The organism is Kitasatospora sp. NPDC056184, from assembly GCF_042268405.1.
Lineage (GTDB): Bacteria > Actinomycetota > Actinomycetes > Streptomycetales > Streptomycetaceae > Kitasatospora.
In genome coordinates, this window is sequence record NZ_JBHJUI010000012.1 from 220,763 (window position 1) to 244,076 (window position 23,314).

Consider the following 23,314-nt stretch of genomic DNA (forward strand, 5'->3'; position numbering starts at 1 on the left):
GCCGGTCACCAGCGCTCGAAGGGCACGTAGCCCGGCAGGTAGGGCCCGCGGTACCGGGAGCGGTCGACCAGGGTGTGCCTGGTCCCGCCGGGCACCCCGATCGCGGCGAGCACCACGGTGCCGTACGCGTCCCGCACCTCGTAGGGCTCGGCGAGCGAGGCCGCGCCCCGGTCGACGGCGTAGTCGTACGCGTAACAGACGTCCGGCACCGCGACCGCGAGGTCGACCACCCCGTCCCCGTGCCGGGCCAGGTGCCCGGCCAGCTCCCGGCCGCGCGGGCCGATCACCTGGACGAGCGAGGTCAGCACGAATCTGGTCCCGGGCGCGCGCAGCACGTAGGAGACCGTCTCCGGCTCGCCCGTCTCCGGCCCGGCGTACGCGGTGCAGCGCAGCCCGAGCGCGACCGCGTACCGGCGGGCCGCCCGCTCGGCGTCGCCGACCACGAAGACCACCGCGTCGGCGCGGCCCATCGGGAGCAGGCCGATCTCCTCCGCGGCGCCGGCGCCGCGCAGGGCCGCACCGGGCGCGGACCTGCCGGGGCCGACGCCGCCCGGGGCGGCCGTGCCCGGGGCCTCGGCGAGCAGCACGCGTTCGGCGGCGGTGTCGGTCATGTCGGCTCTCCCGGTCGGGGTGCGGGACCACGGGTCTCCCCCGGACGCCGGGGTGGGGACGGGCGCACGGGGTTGTGGCTGGAGGGTGGCGCCGAGCCGACGTCCGCGCAACTGTTCCGTTTCCTCCTGGTCAAGCTGTGCTCCGGGGCGGGAGAATCGGGCGCACCGCTGTACAGAATGCCCACCGGAGGACGGACCCCTCGATGCCCCCCGCCCACGCCGCCAACTCCCCGGGCGCCCCCGGAGCGTCCAACTCGCCCACCGGACAAGGGCATTCGATCGCTCCGGGCGGGCCCGCCGGAAGCACCAACGACGCGATCGACGTCCTGGACGGCCGGCTGATCCGGCTGCTCGCCGAGGAGCCGCGGATCGGCGTCCTGGAGTGCTCGCGCCGGCTCCAGGTGGCGCGCGGCACGGTGCAGGCCCGGCTGGACCGGCTCCAGGCGCGCGGGGTGATCGGCGGCTTCGGCCCGGAGGTGGACCCGGCGGCGCTGGGCTACCCGGTGACGGCCTTCGCGACCCTGGAGATCTCCCAGGGTCAGGGCGCGGACGTGCGCGCGCACCTGGCGGCGGTGCCGGAGGTGCTGGAGCTGCACACCATCACCGGGCACGGCGACATGATGGTGCGGATCGTGGCCCGGTCGAACGCCGATCTGCAGCGGGTGATCGACCGGGTGGTCGGCTTCGACGGGATCGTCCGCTCCTCGACGGCGATCGCGCTGGAGAACCCGGTGCCGTACCGGATCCTGCCGCTGGTCGACCAGGCCGCCGCCGAGTAGCCGGCGCCCGAGCCGCTGCGGCGGACCGGCTCAGCAGGCCGGGACGGCCCCGCCGGTGCGCAGCGCCTCCAGCGCGGAGACCGACTCCGTCAGCGTGCCGACCGGCACCAGCCGCAGCCCCGCGGGCGTGTTCACCTTGGCGTCCGCGCACTCGTCCTTGGGCAGCAGGAAGACGGTCGCGCCGTCCCGGGCCGCCGCCTGGGTCTTCAGCGGCACGCCGCCGACCGGGCCGACCACGCCCTGATCGTCGATGGTCCCCGTCCCCGCGACGGTCAGCCCGCCCGTGAGGTCGCCGCCCTTGCCGTCCCCGGCGAGCTTGTCGATGATGCCGAGCGCGAGCATCTGGCCGGCGCTCGGGCCGCCGATGTCGCCGAGGTCGATCTTCACCTTCACCTGGGCGGGCGACAGCCCGAGGTGGGAGAGCGCGGCCGCGGTGGCGGCGTCCTGGGACTCCGTCATCTGCTGGGCGGTGACCTCCTCCGCCTTGGCCGGGTCGCCCTGCGGGTAGACGGTCTCGGTGGGCCGGACGGCCTCGTCCGGGTCGAACCAGGCCTGCAGCGAGCGCCAGAAGGTGTTCCGCTCCCCCGGGTTGGTCGCCGAGATGGTCACCATCCGCAGCTGCCCCTGGGTGCTGCGGACCGGCGCGCCGGTGATGGTGAGCACCGGCCGGTCCTGGTAGCTGCCGAGGGTGTCCGCGGTCACGCCGGGGAAGGTCAGCGTGTACGGCAGCGGGACGAAGGCGGCCACGCCGAACAGCGCGGTGACCAGGGCGCCGCAGAGCGCGAGGGCGCGGGTCCGGGGAGCGGTGAGGGCCGGGGGCAGCTTGGTGTCGGACACAGAGGCATCCAAACACACCCGGGCCGCCCGGCGGGCACGCACACGGCCACCCGGACGGCCCCGCCCGCCGCGCCGGGCGCTCAGCGCAGCGCGTCGGCGACCTCGGTTGCGGCCTCGACGACCCGGGGGCCGACCCGCTCGGGGACGAGGCCGTTGAGCATCACCACGCCGACGCTGCCCTCGATGCCGCTCAGCCCGAGCAGCGCCGCGGCCGCGCCGGACGCCCCCGACTGCTCCTCCGCCCGGGTGATGACGAAGCCCTGCTCCGGCCGGCGCTGGCTCGGGAAGGCCCGGGCCTCCAGGATCGCCCGGCCCGCCGCGCTCTCCCCCAGCGGGTGGCGCAGCCCGGTCCGGTAGGCGACGTGGAAGTCGGTCCAGCTGGGTTCGACCACCGCCACCGCGAGCGCCTCGTTGCCGTCCACCAGGGTGAGGTGGGCGGTGGCGCCGAGGTCCTCGGCGAGGCTGCGCAGCGCGGGCAGCGCCGCCTCGCGCAGCAGTGGGTGGACCCGGTGGGCGAGCCGGAGGACGCCCAGGCCGACCCGGGCCCGGCCGCCGATGTCCCGGCGGACCAGCCCGTGCTGCTCCAGGGTGGCCAGCAGCCGGTAGACGACGGTCCGGTTGACGGCCAGGCGGGCCGCCAGCTCGGTCACGGTGAGCCCGCGTTCCGAGTCGGCGAGCAGCTTGAGGACCCGGACACCGCGGTCCAGGGTCTGGGAGGTCTCTGCAGTCACGACGCGCAATTCCTTTCCGCGGCGGGTCGCGGATCGGCAGGCCGGTCCGGGACTCGGGTGTCGCGCGCAGGTGGGTGGCCGCGCTCGGGCCGCGGAGAGTCGTCCTTGACGTCCTGGGGCCCTGCGGCGCCCGTCTCGCGGGGGGTTGCCCGGCGGGAGAGCGTGTGGGAAAGGTAGTGAAGTAATTGCGGCGGCGGAAGTGTTTGTCCAAAATTCGGGCAAGATCAATTGCCCATGCTCCACCGAATCGGGTCAAAGCATCACAGAACACCCCGACCAGGCGTTCGCAGGTTCGACCACAGTCCGAGTTCCGGACGGATCGGGCCAGGTCCGGCCGGACGGCACCGGAACGGATCGTGCCGGAACGGATCGCACCGGGAACCGGAGCGCCGGACCGCCCCGGGCCGCGTCAGAGCAGATTGCGCAGGACGGTCCAGGCCGTCGCCGCACCGAGCAGCACGGCCGTGCCGCGCCGGCCGAGCGGCGGCTGCCAGCGCCGGCCGGCCAGGCCGTGCCGCAGCCACACCAGGTAGAGCGCGGCGACCAGCGGCAGCGCCAGCAGCAGCGCCGCGTTGTCGTGCCAGGCGGCGGCGAGGTCGCCGTGCAGCAGGTCGTAGGCCATCCGGGTGCCGCCGCAGCCGGGGCACTGCAGCCCGGTGACCTTGCGCCAGGGGCAGAACGGCAGCGCCTGCCCGGGCAGGTGGGGGTCGCGCGACCACAGGTACACCGAGCCGGCCGCGCCGCCGGCCAGTACCGCGAGCGGCGCCCACGCGGTGCGCAGCCGTTCGGGAACGGCGAAGCCGCCCCGGCCGGGAGGGCCGGGGCGGCGCGCCTTCGCGGAGGTGGCCAAGGATCAGCCGCGCAGCAGACGGCCCTGGGCGTCGGTGCGGTCGTTGCTGGTGAGGAACAGGATGCCGTCGATCAGCGACCAGACACCGAGGCCGCCGCAGGTCAGCAGCTGGGCGATGCCCATGCCGATGTGGCCGGTGTAGAAGCGGCCGACGCCCAGGCCGCCGAGCAGGATCTGCAGGACACCCGCGACGACCTTCGACTTGTCGGAGAGCTCGGGCTGCTGGGCGTGGGGCTGCTGGTACGACACGTTCGGTGTGCTCCTTGAAAGACAGACAGGCCCGGGCGCACGACGGAGCGTCGCGCCTCCCCGGGTCGGTGAGGTGCCGGCCGGAGTCACCGGGAGCTGCGACGGCCGTCCCCGGACGGGGGGCGTGCGGCGTCGGCGGCCCGGAGGGAGCGCGGCACGCGGAAGACTAGCCGATCATCTGACCGAATGTCTCCACAATTCCTTCGCGTATACCTGAACGTCATATGACCTTTATGGTCATGCCGCCCGCCCCGCCGACGGATCGTTACTTCGCCCACTCCCGGATCTTGGCGATCCGCGCCTTCAGTTGATTGGCCGTCGCCTGCGCGGTCAGCGGACCGCCGCACTGCCGGCGCAGATCGTTGTGGATGGTCCCGTGCGGCTGGCTGGTGCGGTGGTGCCAGGCGGCCACCAGCGCGTTCAGCTCCTTGCGCAGCTCGCGCAGCTCCTGGTGCGTCACGACCGGCCGCTGCTCGGCCGGCAGCTCCAGCAGGTCGGCCTCCTCGGCCGGCTTGCCCTTGCTCCGCTGGATCTGCCGGTGCTGGCGCTTCTGCAGCAGCATCTGCACCTGGTCCGGCTCCAGCAGGCCCGGGATGCCGAGGTAGTCCTCCTCCTCCTCGCTGCCCGGGTGCGCCTGCATGCCGAACTCCATGGCGTTGTACAGCACCCGGTCGAAGACCGCGTCGGAGCCCAGCGCCTCGTAGGAGAACTCCTCGCCGCCCGCGCCGTCCGGACCGTCGTTGGCCCGCTCGGCCTCGGCGAGCAGCCGGTCCTCCTCGTCGAAGAGGCCCTCGCCCTCCTTCTTCGGCCGGTCCAGCACGTGGTCGCGCTGGAGCTCCATCTCGTTGGCGAAGCCCAGCAGCATCGGGATGGTCGGCAGGAAGACGGAGGCGGTCTCGCCGCGCTTGCGGGCGCGCACGAAGCGCCCGACGGCCTGGGCGAAGAACAGCGGGGTGGAGATCGAGGTCGCGTACACCCCGACGGCCAGCCGGGGCACGTCGACGCCCTCGGACACCATGCGGACCGCGACCATCCAGCGCGAGGTCCCCTCCGCGTAGTCGGAGATCCGCTGGGAGGCCTCGGCCTCGTCGGAGAGGACCAGGGCGACCTTCTCGCCGCTGATCTCGCGCAGCATCTTGGCGTAGGCGCGGGCCACCGTCTGGTCGGTGGCGATCACCAGGCCGCCGGCGTCCGGGATCGCCTTGCGGACCTCGCTGAGCCGGCGGTCGGCGGCCTGCAGCACGGCCGGGATCCACTCGCCCTGCGGGGAGAGCGCGGTGCGCCAGGCCTGGGCGATGAGGTCCTTGGTCATCGGCTCGCCGAGCCGGGCCTCCAGCTCGTCGCCGGACTTGGTGCGCCAGCGCATGTTGCCGCTGTAGGAGAGGAAGATCACCGGACGGACGACGTGGTCGGCGAGCGCGTGCCCGTAGCCGTAGGTGTAGTCGGCGACCGACTTGCGGATCCCGTCGCCGCCCGCCTCGTACTGGACGAACGGGATCGGGTTGGTGTCCGAGCGGAACGGCGTACCGGTCAGCGCCAGCCGCCGGGAGGCCGGCTCGAAGGCCTCGAAGCAGGCCTCGCCCCAGGACTTCGAGTCACCGGCGTGGTGGATCTCGTCCATGATGACCAGCGTCTTGCGGGCCTCGGTCCGGTTGCGGTGCAGCATCGGGTTCACGCCGACGCCCGCGTAGGTGACCACGACGCCGTGGTAGTCCCGGGAGAGCGGCCCGGACGAGTAGGCGGGATCCAGCCGGATGCCTATCCGGGCGGCGGCCTCGGCCCACTGCTTCTTCAGGTGCTCGGTCGGCGCGACCACGGTGACCTGCTGCACCAGGTGGTTGTGCAGCAGGTAGGAGGCCAGGGTCAGCGCGAAGGTGGTCTTGCCGGCGCCCGGGGTCGCGACGGCGAGGAAGTCGCGCGGCTGGTTCTCGATGTACTTGTCCAGCGCCCCCTGCTGCCAGGCCCGGAGCTTGCCCGCGGTGCCCCAGGGGGCGCGGCCGGGGAAGGCCGGGGACAGGTGGTGCGAGGAGGTCGGCGCGGCATGGCCGACGGTCCGGACGGGCGCGTGCGCCTCCTGGGCGTCGGAGAAGAGCGGCATCGAGGCGGCGGCAGTACTCACGGTCTCCGAGGGGGGATCATCGCAGGTCAGGGGCGGTTTTGCGGCCCCGCCCCGCGGTCGGACGGCGTTCGGACAACCAGCCCAGCCTACCGGGCCCGGGGGCGTTCGGGCGGCCTCGACGGGGCCGGGCGGCGCGCACGTCCGGCCTTCCGGCGCCCGACGCGGCCGGAAATCGATGTGACGTGGATCACGTCGGAAAGTTGCGAAAACGCGGTAAGCGGAACCCCCTCGACCGCCTCTCTTCCGGGTGAGGCCGCCCCAACCCCACAGCCGTCACCGGCCTCGCACCCAGAGAAGGGAACCGCCGTGCACGCCACCGCCGAAGAGACCGTCCAGGCCCGTCTGGTCCTCTCCCCCCACCGCTCCGTCCGACTGCGGGTCACCCTGACCTACCTCCCGGAGGACCCGCTCGCCGTCCGGATGGCCTTCCCCTCCGAGTTCTCGCTGGACGAGCCGGCCGACGGCCCCGGGGAGGGGGCCGCCGACATCGTCTGGGTCTTCGCCCGCCGGCTGCTCTCCTGCGGCCTGGAGGTGCCCTCCGGCATCGGCGACGTCCACGTCCGGCCCGGGGGGCTCGGCCGGCGCACCCTGGTCGAGCTGCGCGCGCCCGAGGGCACCGCGCTGGTCCAGTTCGACACCGCCGACCTGCGGCGCTTCCTGTGGCGCAGCCGGCTGGTCGTCCCCGAGGGCGAGGAGCACCTGCACCTGGACGCCGACCGCGCCCTGGCCCAGCTGCTCGGCTGAGCGGCCCGGCGGGGCGCACGTCGGCGGCCGCCCGGGACCGGGGCCCGGGCAGCCGCTGGTGACCGCCCGTCCGGGCGGGTCCCGTGGCCGGCTACGCCGAGAGCTTCCGCATCAGCCGCACGCCCTGCGCCGGAGTGAGGTGGGGCAGGTACGCCTTGCCGATCGCCCGGGTGATGCTGGGCAGCGCGGCCGGGTCGGGGTAGGCCATGTACATCGGCCGGTACTCCGGCTGGAACTTCGCCTTGAACGCGAGCAGGGAGCGGAAGCCGTACACCGGCTCCAGCGCCCGGCCCAGCCAGTCCAGGGTCTTCTGCAGCCCGGTCGGCGGCTCCTTCTCGGAGCGGGCCAGCGGCGCGCCGGAGAGCGACAGGAAGCGGGCGCCCTCCTGCTTGAAGCCGAGCGCCGCGGAGGCGATCAGGAACTCGGTGACGCCGCGGAAGCCGTCCGAGCGCCGGCGCATGAAGTCCAGCGTCCAGCCGACCGCCTCGCCGTTCTCGTAGACCGGCATCCAGCTGGTCAGCCCGTGCACGGAGCGGTCCTCGTCGACGGCGATCAGCAGCCGCACCGCCGGGTCGTCCAGCTCCTCCAGGCCGCCGAGGGTGAAGCCCATCTCGGGCAGCCCCTTCTCCGAGACCCACTCCTCGGAGATGGCGCGGATCTGCTCCTTCAGCGCGAGCGGCGCCTCGTGGTACGACCACCACTCGGCGGCGATGCCCTGCTTGCCGGCCTTGTTGAGCGCGGTGCGGATGTCCTGCCACTTGCGGCCGGTGAAGGCGAGGTCCGGCAGCGCGACCACGGTGTCCTCGGCGACCTGCAGCGAGCGCCAGCCGAGCTGTCCGGCGGCGGCCCGGGTCTCCGGGGTGACGCTGTAGAAGCAGGGCGTCCAGCCGCGCGCGTCGCAGTACCGGGCGAACCCGGCCACCGCGCGGGCGCGTGCCTCCGGGGCGCCGAACGGGTCGCCGGTGGTCAGCGCGACGGTGTTCAGCACCCGGTAGGCGACGGCCGCCCGGCCCTCCTCGTCGAACCAGTAGTGGTTGCCGTCCCAGGTGGTGAGGAAGGAGAGCGTCCCGCCGCCGTGCTCGGTGAGCAGGGTGCGGGCCCGCGCGGCGTCCTCGGCGTCGACGTGCACCACCGGGCGGCGGAAGGCCACCAGCAGCGCGACCAGCGCGACCACCCAGAAGGCCAGCCCGCAGTACGTCTCCAGGAGGCGCGCGAGCGGCCCGACCGCGATCGGGTAGTCGGGGAGCAGGTCGTTGTAGGCGGGCGGCAGGAACTGGGCCGGCAGTCCGGCGACCAGTCCGCGGAAGGTCGCGCCCGGCTCGAACTGCCGGGCGACCAGCACGCCCAGCCCGGTGTACGCGGCGGCCGCGACGAGCAGCGTGCCGCCGACCACGGCGGTCAGCCGGCCGAGCACCGCCCGCGGCAGCCGCAGCGGGAAGCGCTTGCGGGTGGCCAGCAGCAGGCCGCCGGTGACCAGCGGCAGCAGCAGCGCCTCGACGAAGTACTGGACGACGCCGCCCGCCCGGGTGCCGGTCTCCTTGAACAGCCAGAGCAGCATGAAGGTCCAGAGCAGCTCGGTGACGACGGTGATCCGCCAGGCGAGCCGCAGACCGCGGCGCAGGCCCTCGGCCAGCACCAGCAGCAGGGCCGGGAAGAGCGTGGCCATCAGCCGGGCCGGGGTGTCGAAGATCCGCTCGACGGCGTGGGCGCGGGCGCAGTCGCGCGCCGAGGAGGCGCAGAAGTCGGCGACCTCGTCCGGGGTGAGCCGGTGCGAGAGGTAGATCTCCGAGAAGGTGTTGAACGGGCCGGTCGCGTTGTCGTACAGCGAGGCGATCATCGGCCCGAGCGCGGCGGCGACCAGGCAGAGCGCGATCAGCACCCGGGTCTCGGTGTGCGAGGAGCGGTGGGAGCGCAGGTGCGGGCGGCGGCGGGTGAGCAGCGCGCCGACGGCCAGGCCGGCCAGCGCGCCGGAGAAGCGCTGGACGCTCTGCAGGTGGCCCACGTAGAGGGTCATCACCAGCGGCACCAGCACCACCAGCAGGTGCAGCCGGCGGCGCCAGAGCACGGTGAGCCGGTAGCCGAGCACCCCGGCCAGGGCGAACAGGCCCGCCGTCGGGCCGACCGCGGTCTGGTCGACGACCGAGGCGGTCCACTGCTCACCGAGCCGTGCGCCGGCCGCGACCACCGCGGTGCCGGCCAGGGTGCCGGCCAGCTGTCCGGCGACCAGCGCGCCGGCGGTGCGCAGCGCGCCGAGCCGGCGCTCGGCGGCCGGGACGACCAGGAGCAGCAGCAGGCTGGCGGCGACGTAGGAGCCGGCGCCGGAGCACCAGAACATCGAGCTGAGCGGCGTCCACCAGCGGCCCTCGCCGAGGGTCGGCACACCGGTGCCGACCCGGGCCCGCAGGGCCTCGGACGGACCGTGGCCGAGGCTGCGGGTGGCGGCGCCGACGGCCCACAGGCCGACCAGCAGCACCAGGGTCAGCGGGGCCTCGCCGACCCGGGCGGCCAGCCGGTTGCCGAAGCCCGCGGCCGCGCGCGCCACCCGCTGCGGGCGGCGCGGCGCGGGGGCGCCGGGATCCGGGGCGGCGGGGCCGCCGTGCGGCTGCTCGGGGACCCGCGGGCCCGCCTGTTCGTCGCCCGTCCCGTGTCCGCGCTCGCGCGCCCGCAAGGACTGCGGCGCGCGTTCGCCGAGCAGTGAGGAGACCGGGGCCGAGCCGAGCCGGATCACCGGATCAGCCCGGTCTGCTGGGCCAGCCAGGGCAGCTGGTCGACGATGCCCGGCCGGAAGATGACCCAGCCGTGGGCGCCCGGCATCAGGTCGAACTTGGCCTTCATCCCGGCGGCCTGGACCGCCGCGAAGACCTTCTCCTGCTGCGGGCGGAACTCCCCGTCGGTGCGGCCGACCACGATCGCGGCGGCGGTGTCCGGGAACTGCTTGCGGGCCATCACCTGCAGCGGGTCGACGGCGTCGAACTTCGAGGCGTCACCGTCGAAGGCCTCCTTGACGGTCTGTTCGCGGGTGCCCAGGGTCGGCTCCTGCTGGCCGGCCATGTCCAGGAAGGAACCGTAGACCTCGGGAGCGTTGACCGCGAGCTGCAGCGCGCAGGTGCCGCCCATCGAGGCTCCGCCGATCGCCCAGGACTGCCGGCCCTTGGCCGCCTGGAGGTGGGTGCCCACCCAGTCCGGGATGTCCTTGGACAGGTAGGTCTGGACGTTGGCGATCTTGGAGTCGAAGCAGAGCGTGTTCTTCCAGACCGATCCCAGCTGGTCCGGCATCACCACGATCGGCGCGAGGCCGTTGTGCTGGGCGGCGAAGGCGTCCAGGGCCTCGTTGACCTGGCCGGCGAGCACCCAGTCCCCCGGGTTGCCGGGCTGGCCGGAGACGAGCACCACGACCGGGAGCAGCGGCCGGGGGGTGGCCCGGTAGGCCGGCGGCAGGTAGACGTACGCGTCGCGGGCGGTGAAGCCCGACTTCGTGCCGGGGATCGGCACGATCGAGACGGTGCCCTTCTCGGGGAGGCCGGGAGGGGCCCCCCAGACCTCCTCCAGCACCTTGCCGGGCGGCGGGCTGAGCGTCTTGGCGGCCATGTCGGTGGTGAGCTCCTGGGTCTTGGACAGCCAGGGCGCGAGCATGATCCGCCCGGTCGGGAACTGGCCGAAGCCGCGGTTGACCTGGGAGGAGGCCATCAGCAGCACCAGTGCCCCGGCGCCGGCGGCCAGGAGCTTGCGCCGGCGGCCCGTGCCGGGCATCCGGAATCCCGCCAGGCTGAGCCCGAGCAGGGCGGTGGCGATCCACCAGGTGACGTAGCGGGGGATGCCCTCGGGGAAGGGGTGCCACCACCCGTCGACGACGACGTCCAGGAGCAGGCTGAGCGCCGCGGCGGTGAGCAGGGCGGCCGGGAGCCGGCGGCGCCACCAGGTACGGCTGCGCGCCAGCAGGGCGAGGACCAGCAGGGAACCCCAGCCGGCCGCCAGGACGGCGTACGGGATCGGGCCGTGGGTGAGCGGCCAGTCGATCGGGTTCCAGGCCAGGGCGAGAGAGGCGGTGGTCATACGTTCTTCCCCGGGCGGGTGGTGTCGGCCAGGAAGCCGTAGGCGACGACGTTGCCCTCGTAGCCGCGGTCCTCGCGGTATCCGCCGCCACAGGTGATCACCCGCAGCTGGGCGTCGGCGGCCTGACGGTACACCCGGTCGTCCGGGAAGTCCTTTCGGTCGTGCACTTCGATGGCGTAGAGCTGGTAGACGGCGGTCCGGCCGTCCTCGCGGAGGATCTCGATCCGGTCGCCGCGGTGCAGCGAGCCCAGATGGTAGAAGACGGCGGGACCGCGGTGGTTGTCGACGTGTCCGGCGATGATGGCGGTGCCGCGCTGGCCCGGGGAGGCGCCGTCGCGGTACCAGCCGGCGAGGTTGGGGTCCGCCTCCGGCGGGGTCTGGAGGCGGCCGTCCCGGTCGAGCCCGAGGTCGGTGACCGGCGCGTCGAGCCGGACGGCGGGGATGCGGATCCGGGTCGGCCGGGAGGGGCCGAGCGGCGGCGCCACGGAGACCGGGGCGAAGCCGGTGAGGGCCTGTCCCGTGCCGGGGGCCGGGGGCAGCCCGGTGGTCCCGCCGTCGTGCAGCAGCCACGCGCCCAGCACGAGCGCGGCACCGACCGCCAAGGTGCCCGGCCACGGGCTCCTGCTCTGCTGGGCGCCCACCGGCGCTCCCCTCTGCTGACGTCGGACCGGCCGCCGGTTCCTGGGAGCTTGCTGAGAACCATGCAACAGGATCGGACCCTATGCCACATTCATACGCTGGTCGTACTCACTCCCCCCGATCGGCAGGGCCTACCGGGATCCAACCCGGGCCAAAGGGATGAGACGTCACCTTGCCGCCACCCTCCGGTCACCTGGCGGCTCTCAGGAACGACGACAATCTCTTCATCGGACACTCAGGAACACCATCCCGGTTGCATCCTTCGAGCGATGAGTTCCGACCATTCGTGGTGAATCGCTGACCGATCTCGATCACATGCCATGCTGACCCCGTTCACAGGCCTATCACCGCACTTGTCCGACCGGACCCCCGTTCCGCCCGGACGGCCGTGCGCCGCGCCTGCCGCGCCCCGCCCCGCGCACGCCCCACGAACGGAGTGACCATGGACGCCCTCTCCCGTCGCACCCTGCTGGCCGCGGGTGCCGCCGGCGCCGCCGCCCTCGCCGCGGGGTGCGGGGCCCGGACCGACCCGGGCGGCGGGCAGGCGACCACTCCGGCCCCGGCGCCGGCCACCCCGGCCGAGGACCACGTGACGGTCCCGACCGAGCCGGCCAAGCCCCCGGTCACCCTGATCGGCGACGGCTCCACCTCGGACACCGGCCCGCAGCCCGGCCAGGCTCCCCCCGAGGCGCTGCCGCCCGGCCGGCGCCCGCCGCAGTTCGTGGTCTTCTCCTGGGACGGCGCCGGCGAGCTCGACAACGGGCTGTTCCGGCGCTTCCGCCGGCTCGCCCGGGAGCACGACGCCTCGATGACCTTCTTCCTCAGCGGCCTCTACCTGCTGCCGGAGTCCCGGAAGGACCTCTACCGCCCGCCGCAGCACAAGGCCGGCGCCTCCGACATCGGCTACCTGAGCGACCAGCACATCCGCGACACGCTGGAGAACGTGCACGACGCCTGGTTGGAGGGCCACGAGATCGGCACCCACTTCAACGGCCACTTCTGCGGCGCCACCGGCGTCGGCAAGTGGTCGCCGGAGGAGTGGGACAGCGAGATCCAGCAGGCGATGGACTTCGTGACGAACTGGCGCACCAACACCGGCTTCACCGACCTGCCGGCGCTGCCCTTCGACTACCGCAAGGAGCTGATCGGCAGCCGCACCCCCTGCCTGGAGGGCCAGCGCAACCTGCTGCCCACCGCCGTCAAGCGCGGCTGGCGCTACGACAGCAGCGGCAACGGCACGCAGATCTGGCCGCAGAAGATCCAGGGCGGCGCGCTCTGGGACCTCCCGCTGCAGTCCATCCCGTTCCCCGGGCACACCTTCCAGGTGCTGTCGATGGACTACAACATCATGTTCAACCAGTGCGGCAGCAACACCAAGGCCGACCCGGCGCTGCACCCCGGCTACCAGGCCCAGGCCCGGGACGCCTATCTGATGGGCTTCGAGCGCGCCTACACCACCAACCGCGCGCCGTACGTCATCGGCAACCACTTCGAGGAGTGGAACGGCGGCATCTACATGAACGCCGTCGAGGAGGTGCTCAAGGCGATCGCCGGGCGGCCCGAGGTGCGGCTGGTGTCCTTCCGCCAGCTGGTGGACTGGCTGGACGCCCAGGACCCGGCGGTGCTGCGCAAGCTGCAGACCCTCGGCCCCGGCCAGGCCCCGGCCGGCGGCTGGGAGGCCTTCCTCGGATCCCCCGCCGCCGCCCCCGCCGGGGCCGTCGCCGGCTGAGTCCTCAGGCGGTCTTCCGGACCCGCCCGGAGACCAGCGCGCCGAGCAGCGCGACCCCGGTCATGGTCAGGAAGATCACCGCGAACGCGCCGGTCGAGCCGGTGCTCCCGGCGCCCTCGTGGGCGGCGGCCACCGAGCCGCCGCCCAGCGCCGCGAACAGCACCCCGGCCAGGCCCACCAGCAGCACGTTGCCCAGCGCGTCGCTCACCTGGAGCGAGGCCGAGTTGGCCCCGGCGTCCTCCGGCGTCGACAGCTTCATCATCAGCACGCTGACGCTCGCGACCGTCATGCCCATGCCGAGCCCGCCGATGCCCCAGGCCACCGCCGCCGCCCAGCTCGGCGCCCCCGGGACGAGCACCAGCGCCGCCCCCGCGATCGCCACCGCGGTCAGCACGAAGCCGCCGCGGATCATCAGCTCGCGGTACCGCTCCGCCCCCGGCCGGCCCTGCAGCCAGGAACCGAGTGCCCAGGTCAGGCCGCCGCTGGTCAGGGAGAGCCCGGCCAGCGTCGGCGACAGGTCGCGCTCGGTCACCATCATCAGCGGGATGAACGCCTCGGCCGCGAAGAACGCCCCCGCCGCGACCCCGCGCAGCAGGATCACCGTCGGCAGTCCCCGCCCGGCCCGCAGCGTCCCGGCCGGCAGCAGCCCGAGCACCGCCGGGGCCAGCAGCGCCACCCCGGCGACGGCCGGCAGCAGGCCGATCAGGTCCAGCCGCTGGCCCGCGTACTGCAGCAGGCCGGCGCCCAGCGCGGCCATCGCGGCCAGCCCGGTGCGGCGGCGGTCGAACGCGGCGCCCCTGAGCACCGGCTGCTCCTTCTCCGAGCGGCGCAGCGCCGGGCCCATCACCGCCAGCGGCAGCAGGATCAGCACCGGCACGGCGAGGAAGACCCAGCGCCAGCCGAGGTGCTGGGTGACCGCCCCGGAGACCACCGGTCCGACGATCGAGGGCAGCACCCAGGCCGAGGAGAAGGCCGCGAACACCGCGGGCCGCAGCCGCTCGGGATAGGCCCGGCCGACCACCACGTAGAGCGCGACGATCACCAGGCCGCCGCCGAGGCCCTGGATCGCCCGGCCGCCGACGAAGATCCACATCCCGGGCGCCGCGCCGGCCACCAGCAGGCCCGCGCCGAACACCGCGATGCCGGTGAACAGCGGCTGCAGCGGACCGCTCCGGTCGCACCACTGGCCGGAGACGACCAGGGCGAACAGCGTGGTGGTGAAGTAGCCGGAGAAGGCGAAGGCGTACAGCCCGAGCCCGTCCAGCTCGCGGGCGGCCACCGGCATCGCGGTGTTGACGGCCGTCGCCTCGAAGGCGATCACCAGGACCACCGAGACGATCCCCAGGGTCAGGGCCCGGAAACGGTCGCCGAGGACCCCGCCTCCGGAGTCGGCCGGTATCGGGACGGAGGCGGTATCGGCCGAGGCTGGGGAGGCAGTGGTCATACGTATGATCGTAAGGTGCGCCCGGGCCGATAACCCCTGACCCCGGTCCCCCGTCCCCTCCGACTCCGGACCTAGGCCACGGTCGGCGCGGCGGTCAGTGCAGCACCTTGAGACCCACCACGCCGGAGACGATCAGCAGCAGGCAGCCGATCCTGGCCAGGGTCACCGCGTCCCCCAGCACCGCCATGCCGTACAGCGCGGTGCCCACCGCGCCGATGCCCACCCACACCGCGTAGCCGGTGCCGATCGGGATCGAGCGCATCGCGTACGCCAGGCCGCCCATCGAGAGCGCCAGCGCCACGCCGAACACCACCGTCGGGACGAGGCGGGAGAAGCCCTTGGAGGCCTCCAGGGCCACCGCCCACACGGTCTCCAGGACACCGGACAGAACCAGAACGAGCCAAGCCATGACGGTCGCACCTCCGCAGTCGGCAGCGGCCGGATTGCCGCTGTCACTGCGCCGTCTTGTCATCACCGGGTACGACGCGCTCGTCCGGGGCGGCCACGGAGGACCACCTGCCCCCGACGGTAGCACAGGCCCCGCCACACAGAATTTACAAAAGGATATTGACGTTCCGCCCCGCATTCCGCCAAACTGAATTCACCAACACGGCGAACGACGACAGGAGTCGGACATGGACAGGAAGACGGCGGCCCGCGCGCCCCGCACCTGCGCCACCGCTCCCCGCTGTTGTCGCGCCTGTCGCTGCTGCCGCTGCGCCTGAGCGCACCCGCAGTCCAGCCCCGCCTCCAGCTCCACCCCACGGCCGTGTGCCCGAGTGGTTTAGGGAACCGCCTGCAAAGCGGTGTACACGGGTTCGATTCCCGTCATGGCCTCCCAGAAAGCGAATTGCCGGTCGGCGCCCGAAAGCGCCGACCGGCAATTCGCCATGCTTTCCCCGGGGAATTCCGCAGGCAATTCCGTGCGAAACTCCCCGGCCCTCCGCTCAGCCGGTGACGGCGTCCTCCGGGCGGATCGGCAGCCGGCCCACCGGCAGTCCGGTGGCGGCCCGCACCGCCGCCGCCACCGCCGCCGGCGCAGTCACCGCCGGCACCGCGCTGACCGCCTTGGCCCCGAACGGGGCCACCACGTCGCGCTCCTCCAGCAGGGCCGCCACCCGGATCTCCGGGGTGTCCAGCGCGGTCGGCAGCCGGTAGCCGGTGAGCGAGGGGTTGGCCAGCAGGCCGCCCTCGGTCCGGAGCTCCTCCAGCAGCGCCAGGCCGACGCCCTGGGCGACGCCCGCCTCGATCCGGTCCTCGATCTGCCGGGGGTTCAGCGCCCGGCCGACCTCCTGGGCGACCGTCACCTCGACCACCCGGACCGCGCCCAGCTCGATGTCCACGTCCACCACCGCGCGCATCGCGCAGAACGCGATGGACACGAAGGCGTCGCCCTGCCCCGCCTCGTCCAGCGGCTCGGTCGGGTGCGGGCGGCACTGGGCGGTCGCCCAGAGCTCCTTGCCCTCCAGCGCCTCGGCCACCGGCATGCCGAGCACCCCGTCGTACGAGGTGATCTTGCCGTCGGCGATCTGCAGCAGCTCCGCCGACATCCCGAAGTTGGCGGCGATCGGCTGGAGCAGCTGGTGGCGGACCATCAGCGCGGCCCGCTCGACCGCGCCGCCGGACACCCAGGTGTGCCGGCCCCGGGCGGACGGCCCGGCCACCGACTGGTCGCTGTCGGCCGGCGCGATGTACACCTCGCTGACGCCCAGCACGCTCTGCACGATCTGCCGGGCCAGCGTGGCGAAGCCCTGTCCGGCGTCGACCGCGGCGCAGATCACCGTGGCGTGGTCGCCGCTGACCCGCACCGTCGCGGTGGAGACCTCGTCCTCGCCCTCGGCGCCCAGCATGTGCACCATGCCCAGCGCGTAGCCGATGCCGCGCCGCACCGCGGCCGGGTCCCCGGCGCCGCCGGGCCCGCCCGGCAGCAGCCACTCGGCGTCCGGGTCGTCCACCGGCAGCGCCGGCAGCGGCTCCCCGGCGACGGCCTCCAGCAGCGCGGCCACCGGGGCCGGGCAGGTGACGGCCTGTCCGGTGGGCAGCGGGTCGCCGGTCGCCATCACGTTGCGGCGGCGGATCTCCACCGGGTCGACGCCGACCCGGGCGGCCAGCTGGTCCAGCTGCGACTCGTAGGCGAAGCACGCCTGCAGCGCGCCCTCGCCGCGCATCCGGCCGGCCGGCGGGTTGTTGGTGCGCACCGCCCAGGCGTCCACGAAGACGTTGGGGCAGTTGTAGGGGCCGACCGAGAAGGCGGTGGCGGCGGCCAGCGCCTCGGCCGAGACGTCCGCGTAGGCGCCGCCGTCCAGCAGGATCTGCGCCTCGACCTTCAGCAGCCGGCCCTCGGCGTCCGCGTGGTGGCGGTAGCGCAGCAGCGCCGGGTGCCGCGAGGCGTGGGTGTGGAAGGACTCCTCGCGGGTGAAGGTCATCTTCACCGGGCGGCCGGTGCGCAGCGCCAGCAGCGCCAGGGTGACCTGGAAGGACGGGTCCTCGCGGTCGGCGGTGGCGCCGGGCACGCCGGTGACCACCAGCCGGACCCGGTCCGGCTCCAGGCCCAGGCAGGCGGCGGTGCGGTCGCGGTCGCCGTGCGGGTCGGTGGAGGACAGGTGCAGCTCGACCCCGCCGTCCGGGCGCGGTACGGCCAGGCCCGCCTCGGCGCCCAGCGGCGCCGGGTCCTGCCGGCCCACCTGGTACAGGCCCTCGACGACGATCTCGCCGGCCGCCTCCGGGTCGCCGGTGCGCAGCGGCAGGTGGCGGAAGAGGTTGCCGTCCGGGTGCAGCGCCGGGGCGGTGAAGGACTGCTCGGGGTCGGTGACGGCGTCCAGCGGCTCGTAGTCGACGGCGATCAGGCCGACCGCGAGCCGGGCGGTGTCGGGGTGGTCGGCGGCGACCGCGGCCACCGGCTCGCCGTGGTGGCGGACCACCCCGGCGGCGAGCACCGGCCGGTCGGCGACGATCGGTCCGGACGGCGCGCCGTCCGGCAGGCCGTCCGGGCCGGCCGGCAGGTCGGCGGCGGTGACCACGGCGTGCACGCCGGGCAGGGCCAGCGCGGCCGAGGTGTCGATGCCGCGGATCCGCGCGTGCGGGTGCGGCGAGCGCAGCACCGCGCCCCACAGCAGGCCCTCGGCCCACAGGTCGGAGGCGTACGGGTAGATGCCCAGCGCCTTGGGCAGGGCGTCGCTGCGCAGCGGGGAGCTGCCCAGCCCGAACGGCTCCGTCGCGCCGCCCGCGTCGCCGTCCTGCGGGAGTGCTGCGCCGATGTCGGTAGGCGACGTCATGATGCGTGGTCGTCCTCGGGGAGCCGGATGCCGTGGGCGGGGGTGGCGCCGTACGGGACGCCGGCCGGGGCGGTGCCCTCGGCCGGGACGCCGTGCGGGGGCGTGGGGATGTACGGCGTGCCGTGCGCGGGGGTGCCGCCGTCGTGGCCGGGCTGCTGCGGGTAGCCGGCGGCCGGGGTCTCGTAGACGGGGCCGTCGTACACCGTGCCGTCGTAGGCCGGGGCCCGGTCGTAGCCGGGCTGCTGCGGGTAGCCGCCCGCCTCCGGATAGCCGCCGGCCCCGGGCAGGTAGGTGCCGTGCGCCGGGGTGGTGCCCGGGTAGGGCTGCTGCTCGGGGTAGCCCTGGACCGGGTGGAAGCCGGTGGAGGCGTCGGCCGGCTGGGCCGGGACGTCCCGGATCGGGGCCAGCACGGTGGTGTCGTACACGCCGCTGTCGTAGCCGCCGGCGCCGTCGTACGGCGCGGCGGTGACGGGGGCGGGCTCCGCGGCGGGCGGCTGCGGGACGTGCTCGATCCAGGCGTCGCCGTCGGTGTAGACCGGCAGGTCGGCGGCGGTCGCGGCGTCGTCCGCGGCGGGCGCCGGCGCGGTCGCGGGGGCCGCCTCCTCCACGGCGGCGGCCTTGGCGGCCTTGGTGGCCTTGGCAGCTTCCTCGGCGGCGGCCGCCTCGTCCGCCGACTCGGCCACGGCCGCGCGGGCGTCGGCGACGCTCTGCACGGCGGCCAGCGCGCCCCGATAGCCGGTGCACCGGCAGAGGTTGCCGCACAGCGCCTGCCGCGCCTCGACCTCGGTGGGCCGGTGGTTGCGCTGGAGCAGGTCGTGCACGGCCATCGCCAGGCCGGGCACGCAGTAGCCGCACTGCACCGCGCCGGACTCCGCCAGCGCCTGCTGGACGTCGCTGGCGCCGCCGCCGGCCGACAGGCCCTCGACGGTGTTGATCTCGCTGTCCTGCGCCAGCGCGGCGGGGACCAGGCAGCCGGCCACCAGCTGCCCGTCGACCTGCACCGAGCAGGCCCCGCACTCGCCCTGCTCGCAGCCGTCCTTGGCGCCGGCCAGGCCGAGCCGCTCGCGCAGCACGTAGAGCAGGCTCTCGCCGATCCAGGCGTCGGTGACGGGCCGTTCGAAGCCGTTCACCCGCAGGCTGTACGAGGTGGTCGGCCGCAGCTCGCGGCTGACCTGCGGCGCGTGGTCGTGCGGATGGTCGAGCAGCCCCGCGTCCAGGGCCTCGATGGGGTGGTCTGTGGTCACTTGAGCGCCCTTCCCAGTGCCCTGCGGGCCAGCACGGCTACGGTACGCCGCAGGCGGACGGCGGCGGCGCTCGGCCCCTCGGTGACGGCCTCCCAGGCGCCCTCCGCGCCGTAGCCGTCGGGGACGCAGGCGGCGGCCACGTACTCGCCGAAGGCGGCGGTCGCGGCGGGGTCGATCTCCCGCGAGCCGTCCCAGTCGATGCAGCCGGCCACCCAGGCCTCGGCCTCCAGGGGCCGCAGCGGCACCGGGGCGACGGCGCCGACCGCGCAGCGCACCGCGCGCCGGGCCGGGTCGAGGACGAGGGCGACGGAGGCGGTGGCGCGGGCCGGGCCGCTGCGGCCGGTGGCCTTGAGGAAGACCTGCGGGGCGTGCAGCAGCGGGACGCGCACCCAGGTGAGCAGCTCGCCGGGGCGCAGCGGGTCGAGGCCGGTGAGCAGGTGGCTGACCGGGACCTCGCGGGTGGCGCCGGCCCGGGCGAGGGTGACGCTGGCCTCCAGCGCGGCGAGCACCGGGAGGGTGTCGCCGGCCGGGGCGGCGGTGGCGATGTTGCCGCCGAGGGTGCCGACGTTGCGCACCTGCGGGGGGCCGGCGGTGCGGGCCGCGTCGGCGAGCGCGGGGATGAGCGCGGCGAAGTCGGGGCGGTCCATCCGGGCGTGGGTGAGCCCGGCGCCCAGCACGGCGGTGCCGCCGTCCTCGTAGCGCCAGCCGCGGAGTTCGGTGATCCGCCCGAGGCCGACCAGGGCGGCGGGGCGCAGGCGACCGGCGTTGACGGCCTCCATCAGGTCGGTGGCGCCGGCCACCGGTACCGCGGCCGGGTGAGCGGCCAGCGCTTCGACAGCCTCGTCGAGGGAGGCCGGCAGCATGATCGTCCGGTTCACCTGGGTCCCACCGTGCTCCACTTGCTCATCGATCGCCTGCCGCCCGCGGCCCTCGGCCGGGGTCCTTGCTCCGGCAGCCCGGCCTGGCCCGTAGGGTACGGGCGATCGGGCCGGGTTGGGCAACTCTGGCACACAATGCTCGATGATCATCTCGGGACAGGCGAACGGTACTGCCCGATTGGGACCGATACCGGGCGGTATCCGACCCGGTCCGATACGGACCGGGTCGGATGTTCATCTGTTCTTGACGTCCGACGACCGCTCGGAAGTTCCCGCGGGCCACGTCCGTCCGCCCTCCCGGCGCGCCGTCAGACCACCGGCGGCGGCCCCTCCAGCGGCCGGCCCTGGACGCCGGGCCAGGTCTGCCACGGGTGCGGACCGGCGGCCGGGCGGTACTCGACGCCGAGCGCGTCCAGCACCTCCAGGTGGCCCGCCATCCGCCGCTCGAAGCCGGCGAAGTCGCGCGCGGCCGGGTCGGTGGGCAGCGCCGACCAGGCGACCTCGGCGAAGGCCGCGAGCCGCGGGAAGGCCCGGTAGTCGATGTCCCGGGCGCTGTGCATGAACTCGCTCCACAGGTTCGCCTGGGTGCCGATCACCCGGCGGGCCGCGGTCTCGTCGAGCTGCGCGGGCACCGGCTCGAACCGGTAGACGTCCTCCAGGGTCCGCACGAAGCCGACCGGGATCGGCTCGTCCTCGCCCGGCGCCTGCCGGTGGTCGAAGTAGACGTGCTGCTCCGGGCACATCACCACGTCGTGCCCGGCCTGCGCCGCGGCGATCCCGCCGCCGTAGCCGCGCCAGGACGACACGGCGGCGCCGGGGGCCAGGCCGCCCTCCAGGATCTCGTCCCAGCCGATCAGCCGCCGGCCGCGCTCGGCCAGCCAGCGGTCGAAGTGCCGGATGATGTGGCTCTGCAGCTCGTCCTCGTTGGACAGGCCCAGCTCGCGGATCCGCGCCTGCGCGGCGGCGCTGTCCTTCCACTGCTCCTTGGGGCACTCGTCGCCGCCGAGGTGGATGAACTCGGACGGGAAGAGCTCCAGGACCTCCTCCAGGACCCCCTCGAAGAACCGCAGGGTGGCCTCGGACGGGTTGAGCACGTTGTGGCTGACGCCCCAGTCGGTCCAGACGCCGAGCGCCGCGGTGTCCACCACGTCGGTGTTGCCCAGCTCGGGGTAGGCGGCGACGACGGCCTGGGTGTGGCCCGGCAGCTCGATCTCGGGCACCACCGTGACGCCCCGCTCGGCCGCGTAGGCGACGATCTCCCGCAGGTCGGCCTGGGTGTAGAAGCCGCCGTGCGGGCGGTCGTCGCGGCGCTGGCCGGCCCGGTAGCCGACCATCGAGCGCTCACGCCAGGACGCGGCCTCGGTGAGGCGGGGGTAGCGCTTGATCTCCACCCGCCAGCCCTGGTCGTCGGTCAGGTGCAGGTGCAGCACGTTGAGCTTGTGCGCGGACAGCTGGTCGACGAAGCGCAGCACGTCGGCCTTGGGCAGGAAGTGCCGGGCGACGTCCAGCAGCGCGCCGCGCCAGCCGAACCGGGGCGCGTCCTCGATGTCCACGCCGGGCAGCACCCACTCCGAGCGCAGCGGGGCGCGCCGGTAGGCGTCCGGGCCGAGCAGCCGGCGCAGCGTCTGGGCGCCCCAGAGCGCCCCGGCCGGCCCGCCGGCGGTGATCACCGCGCGGCCGGGGCGCACCGAGAGCCGGTACGCCTCGGCGGCCAGCGTGTCGTCGTGAACCAGTTCGACGCCCTCCCCGGGCCGCCCGGGGGCGAGCGGCAGGCCGGTGGCGGCGGTCAGCGAGGAGCGCAGCCACCGTTCGGCCCCGGCCAGCTCCGGCGGCGCGGTCAGGGTGGTGGTCCGGTCGAGCGGGAAGTCCTGGTCCGGGAGGCGGACGGAACTCACGGGGGCGGGAATGAGGTCCATTGCGCCATCCTCCCCCCGGCCCGGACGACTGGCATAGACCACTCCGGAATCGCCGTGCAATGCAAAACGGCGGTGCGGAAAACGGAGCGGGCCGCCTACTGCTTGCCGTTGTCGTCGCCGCCCTGCGGCTTGCCGATGCCGTCGTAGATCTCCTTGCACATCGGGCAGACCGGGTACTTCTTCGGGTCGCGCCCGGGCACCCACACCTTGCCGCAGAGCGCCACCACGGGGGATCCGGAGAGGGCGCTCTCCATGATCTTGTCCTTCTGGACGTAGTGCGCGAAGCGCTCGTGGTCGCCGTCCCCGTGGGAGACCTGGGGGACGGGCTCGACCAGGGTGCCGGTGCCGAGGCCGCGCTCGGGCTCAAGAGTGCTCATGGGTGCCAAGTCTATGGGCGCCCCGCGAAACCGGGCCAGTGTCGCGGCGGCCGCGCCCGCCGGGCCGCGGCGCCCCTCAGTTGAGCGTCGGATCGTCCGGGTAGCTCGCCAGCAGGGCGAGCGGGCCGCGCTGGCGGCGCAGCACCGCGCGCCAGAGCCGCTCCGGCTCGGGGCTGGAGATGTCCCCCGGCTCGCAGTCCACCAGGTACCAGGCGCCGCTGGAGATCTCCGACTCCAGCTGTCCCGGCGCCCAGCCCGCGTACCCGGCGAAGATCCGCAGCGCGCCCAGCTCGCCGGCCAGCACCTCCGGCGGCGCCTCCAGGTCCACCAGGCCGATCGCCCCGTGCACCCGCCGCCAGCCGAGCGGCTCCCCGGTGCCCGGCTCCCCCGGTGCCACCGCCAGGCCGAGCGCCGAGTCCAGCGCCACCGGCCCGCCCTGGAACACCACCGCCGGCCGGCCGGCCAGCACGCCCCAGCCGTCCAGCACGCTGCCGACCTCGACCGGGGTCGGCCGGTTCAGCACCACGCCGAGCGCCCCCTCGGCGTCGTGGTCGAGGAGGAGCACCACCGCCCGGGCGAAGTTCGGGTCGGTGAGCACGGGCGTCGCGACGAGCAGACGGCCGGTGTGGGACCGGCCTGCGTGCGAATGGGCCGCCGTCATGTCCACATGATCCCGCAGAACGCCCGGCGGCGGACACCCGAAAACCGGCGGGCCGGGGAATCGGCCACGAACACCCGTACGGACGCACCGGCGCGCGCCGCGGCGCCCGGGGAGAGCACCATCACGGGAGAGGCTCACGGGAACCGTCGGCACGACCACTACCATCTACTGATGGTGG

General features: G+C 74.5%; 20 protein-coding genes, 1 tRNA gene and 1 riboswitch. Of the genes, 4 read left to right on the forward strand and 17 right to left on the reverse strand.

Going from position 1 to position 23,314, the window contains the following annotated elements; translation table 11 throughout:
• Window positions 1-5: 5 nt before the first annotated feature.
• Entirely contained in the window at window positions 6-611 is a 606-nt protein-coding gene (locus ACFC0B_RS24550; RefSeq protein WP_376089560.1) for a VOC family protein, read from the reverse strand.
• Between the two features lie 203 nt (window positions 612-814).
• Between ACFC0B_RS24550 and ACFC0B_RS24555 the strand changes: the two genes are divergently transcribed.
• On the forward strand, window positions 815-1,390 hold the full coding sequence (locus ACFC0B_RS24555; RefSeq protein WP_376089563.1) for an Lrp/AsnC family transcriptional regulator: 576 nt from the start codon (window positions 815-817) through the stop codon (window positions 1,388-1,390).
• A 30-nt stretch (window positions 1,391-1,420) separates the two neighbouring features.
• Here the strand turns inward: ACFC0B_RS24555 and ACFC0B_RS24560 are convergent, their stop codons facing one another.
• The 5 genes from ACFC0B_RS24560 to ACFC0B_RS24580 form a co-directional block, all read right to left on the reverse strand.
• The gene (locus ACFC0B_RS24560) at window positions 1,421-2,227 is read right to left on the reverse strand and encodes a S16 family serine protease (protein ID WP_376089565.1); all 807 of its coding nucleotides are present in this window, start codon (window positions 2,225-2,227) and stop codon (window positions 1,421-1,423) included.
• Window positions 2,228-2,307: 80 nt separating this feature from the next.
• Entirely contained in the window at window positions 2,308-2,958 is a 651-nt protein-coding gene (locus tag ACFC0B_RS24565) for an IclR family transcriptional regulator (protein ID WP_270146684.1), read from the reverse strand.
• Window positions 2,959-3,367: 409 nt separating this feature from the next.
• Window positions 3,368-3,808 (reverse strand): DUF2752 domain-containing protein, encoded by a 441-nt coding sequence (locus tag ACFC0B_RS24570; protein ID WP_376089569.1) that lies wholly within the window; start codon window positions 3,806-3,808, stop codon window positions 3,368-3,370.
• A 3-nt stretch (window positions 3,809-3,811) separates the two neighbouring features.
• The gene (locus ACFC0B_RS24575) at window positions 3,812-4,057 is read right to left on the reverse strand and encodes a TM2 domain-containing protein (RefSeq protein ID WP_376089572.1); all 246 of its coding nucleotides are present in this window, start codon (window positions 4,055-4,057) and stop codon (window positions 3,812-3,814) included.
• A gap of 265 nt (window positions 4,058-4,322) precedes the next feature.
• Complete coding sequence (locus ACFC0B_RS24580) at window positions 4,323-6,155, reverse strand: DEAD/DEAH box helicase (RefSeq protein ID WP_376089737.1); 1,833 nt, start codon at window positions 6,153-6,155, stop codon at window positions 4,323-4,325.
• 327 nt (window positions 6,156-6,482) lie between these two features.
• Between ACFC0B_RS24580 and ACFC0B_RS24585 the strand changes: the two genes are divergently transcribed.
• The gene (locus ACFC0B_RS24585; protein WP_376089575.1) at window positions 6,483-6,920 is read left to right on the forward strand and encodes an SsgA family sporulation/cell division regulator; all 438 of its coding nucleotides are present in this window, start codon (window positions 6,483-6,485) and stop codon (window positions 6,918-6,920) included.
• 91 nt (window positions 6,921-7,011) lie between these two features.
• Here the strand turns inward: ACFC0B_RS24585 and ACFC0B_RS24590 are convergent, their stop codons facing one another.
• Genes ACFC0B_RS24590 through ACFC0B_RS24600 form a run of 3 tightly spaced genes read right to left on the reverse strand, consistent with a single transcriptional unit; the run spans window position 7,012 to window position 11,614 of the window.
• Window positions 7,012-9,648, reverse strand: coding sequence for a bifunctional lysylphosphatidylglycerol flippase/synthetase MprF (locus ACFC0B_RS24590; protein ID WP_376089578.1), 2,637 nt, complete (start codon window positions 9,646-9,648; stop codon window positions 7,012-7,014).
• Window positions 9,645-10,973: an alpha/beta hydrolase gene (locus ACFC0B_RS24595; RefSeq protein ID WP_376089581.1), complete on the reverse strand. Its 1,329-nt coding sequence runs from the start codon at window positions 10,971-10,973 to the stop codon at window positions 9,645-9,647. Before ACFC0B_RS24595 ends, ACFC0B_RS24590 begins: the two co-directional genes overlap by 4 nt.
• The gene (locus ACFC0B_RS24600) at window positions 10,970-11,614 is read right to left on the reverse strand and encodes a class F sortase (protein WP_376089584.1); all 645 of its coding nucleotides are present in this window, start codon (window positions 11,612-11,614) and stop codon (window positions 10,970-10,972) included. The genes ACFC0B_RS24595 and ACFC0B_RS24600 overlap by 4 nt, the downstream gene beginning before the upstream one ends.
• 440 nt (window positions 11,615-12,054) lie before the next feature.
• Here ACFC0B_RS24600 and ACFC0B_RS24605 point away from each other — a divergent pair, with 440 nt between their 5' ends.
• Window positions 12,055-13,341, forward strand: coding sequence for a hypothetical protein (locus ACFC0B_RS24605; RefSeq protein ID WP_376089587.1), 1,287 nt, complete (start codon window positions 12,055-12,057; stop codon window positions 13,339-13,341).
• A 4-nt stretch (window positions 13,342-13,345) separates the two neighbouring features.
• On the opposite strand, the gene ACFC0B_RS24610 is transcribed toward ACFC0B_RS24605, so the two are convergent.
• A complete protein-coding gene (locus ACFC0B_RS24610) occupies window positions 13,346-14,785 on the reverse strand; it encodes an MFS transporter (RefSeq protein ID WP_376089590.1) in 1,440 nt (479 codons plus the stop codon).
• Window positions 14,786-14,879: 94 nt separating this feature from the next.
• Entirely contained in the window at window positions 14,880-15,194 is a 315-nt protein-coding gene (locus ACFC0B_RS24615) for a DMT family transporter (protein WP_376089593.1), read from the reverse strand.
• 45 nt (window positions 15,195-15,239) lie between these two features.
• Window positions 15,240-15,305, reverse strand: a riboswitch (guanidine-III (ykkC-III) riboswitch).
• 245 nt (window positions 15,306-15,550) lie between these two features.
• Between ACFC0B_RS24615 and ACFC0B_RS24620 the strand changes: the two genes are divergently transcribed.
• Window positions 15,551-15,622: transfer RNA gene (locus ACFC0B_RS24620), tRNA-Cys, on the forward strand.
• Window positions 15,623-15,732: 110 nt separating this feature from the next.
• Here the strand turns inward: ACFC0B_RS24620 and ACFC0B_RS24625 are convergent.
• The 6 genes from ACFC0B_RS24625 to ACFC0B_RS24650 form a co-directional block, all read right to left on the reverse strand.
• Window positions 15,733-18,060: a xanthine dehydrogenase family protein molybdopterin-binding subunit gene (locus ACFC0B_RS24625; protein WP_376089596.1), complete on the reverse strand. Its 2,328-nt coding sequence runs from the start codon at window positions 18,058-18,060 to the stop codon at window positions 15,733-15,735.
• The gene (locus ACFC0B_RS24630) at window positions 18,057-19,304 is read right to left on the reverse strand and encodes a 2Fe-2S iron-sulfur cluster-binding protein (RefSeq protein ID WP_376089599.1); all 1,248 of its coding nucleotides are present in this window, start codon (window positions 19,302-19,304) and stop codon (window positions 18,057-18,059) included. The genes ACFC0B_RS24625 and ACFC0B_RS24630 overlap by 4 nt, the downstream gene beginning before the upstream one ends.
• On the reverse strand, window positions 19,301-20,167 hold the full coding sequence (locus tag ACFC0B_RS24635) for an FAD binding domain-containing protein (protein WP_350545037.1): 867 nt from the start codon (window positions 20,165-20,167) through the stop codon (window positions 19,301-19,303). Before ACFC0B_RS24635 ends, ACFC0B_RS24630 begins: the two co-directional genes overlap by 4 nt.
• A gap of 323 nt (window positions 20,168-20,490) precedes the next feature.
• Entirely contained in the window at window positions 20,491-22,098 is a 1,608-nt protein-coding gene (locus ACFC0B_RS24640) for a beta-N-acetylhexosaminidase (protein WP_376089602.1), read from the reverse strand.
• Between the two features lie 95 nt (window positions 22,099-22,193).
• On the reverse strand, window positions 22,194-22,475 hold the full coding sequence (locus tag ACFC0B_RS24645; RefSeq protein ID WP_376089604.1) for a DUF3039 domain-containing protein: 282 nt from the start codon (window positions 22,473-22,475) through the stop codon (window positions 22,194-22,196).
• 76 nt (window positions 22,476-22,551) lie between these two features.
• Window positions 22,552-23,136, reverse strand: a complete 585-nt coding sequence (locus ACFC0B_RS24650) for a YqgE/AlgH family protein (protein WP_376089607.1) — start codon at window positions 23,134-23,136, stop codon at window positions 22,552-22,554.
• Window positions 23,137-23,314 lie beyond the last annotated feature (178 nt).

Coding starts and splice junctions, on each gene's coding strand:
- ACFC0B_RS24550 (WP_376089560.1), bottom strand. CDS start 611: ATGACCGACACCGCCGCCGAACGCGTGCTGCTCGCCGAGGCCCCGGGC.
- ACFC0B_RS24555 (WP_376089563.1), top strand. CDS start 815: ATGCCCCCCGCCCACGCCGCCAACTCCCCGGGCGCCCCCGGAGCGTCC.
- ACFC0B_RS24580 (WP_376089737.1), bottom strand. CDS start 6,155: ATGCCGCTCTTCTCCGACGCCCAGGAGGCGCACGCGCCCGTCCGGACC.
- ACFC0B_RS24595 (WP_376089581.1), bottom strand. CDS start 10,973: ATGACCACCGCCTCTCTCGCCCTGGCCTGGAACCCGATCGACTGGCCG.
- ACFC0B_RS24605 (WP_376089587.1), top strand. CDS start 12,055: ATGGACGCCCTCTCCCGTCGCACCCTGCTGGCCGCGGGTGCCGCCGGC.
- ACFC0B_RS24610 (WP_376089590.1), bottom strand. CDS start 14,785: ATGACCACTGCCTCCCCAGCCTCGGCCGATACCGCCTCCGTCCCGATA.
- ACFC0B_RS24615 (WP_376089593.1), bottom strand. CDS start 15,194: ATGGCTTGGCTCGTTCTGGTTCTGTCCGGTGTCCTGGAGACCGTGTGG.
- ACFC0B_RS24625 (WP_376089596.1), bottom strand. CDS start 18,060: ATGACGTCGCCTACCGACATCGGCGCAGCACTCCCGCAGGACGGCGAC.
- ACFC0B_RS24635 (WP_350545037.1), bottom strand. CDS start 20,167: ATGCTGCCGGCCTCCCTCGACGAGGCTGTCGAAGCGCTGGCCGCTCAC.
- ACFC0B_RS24640 (WP_376089602.1), bottom strand. CDS start 22,098: ATGGACCTCATTCCCGCCCCCGTGAGTTCCGTCCGCCTCCCGGACCAG.
- ACFC0B_RS24645 (WP_376089604.1), bottom strand. CDS start 22,475: ATGAGCACTCTTGAGCCCGAGCGCGGCCTCGGCACCGGCACCCTGGTC.
- ACFC0B_RS24650 (WP_376089607.1), bottom strand. CDS start 23,136: ATGACGGCGGCCCATTCGCACGCAGGCCGGTCCCACACCGGCCGTCTG.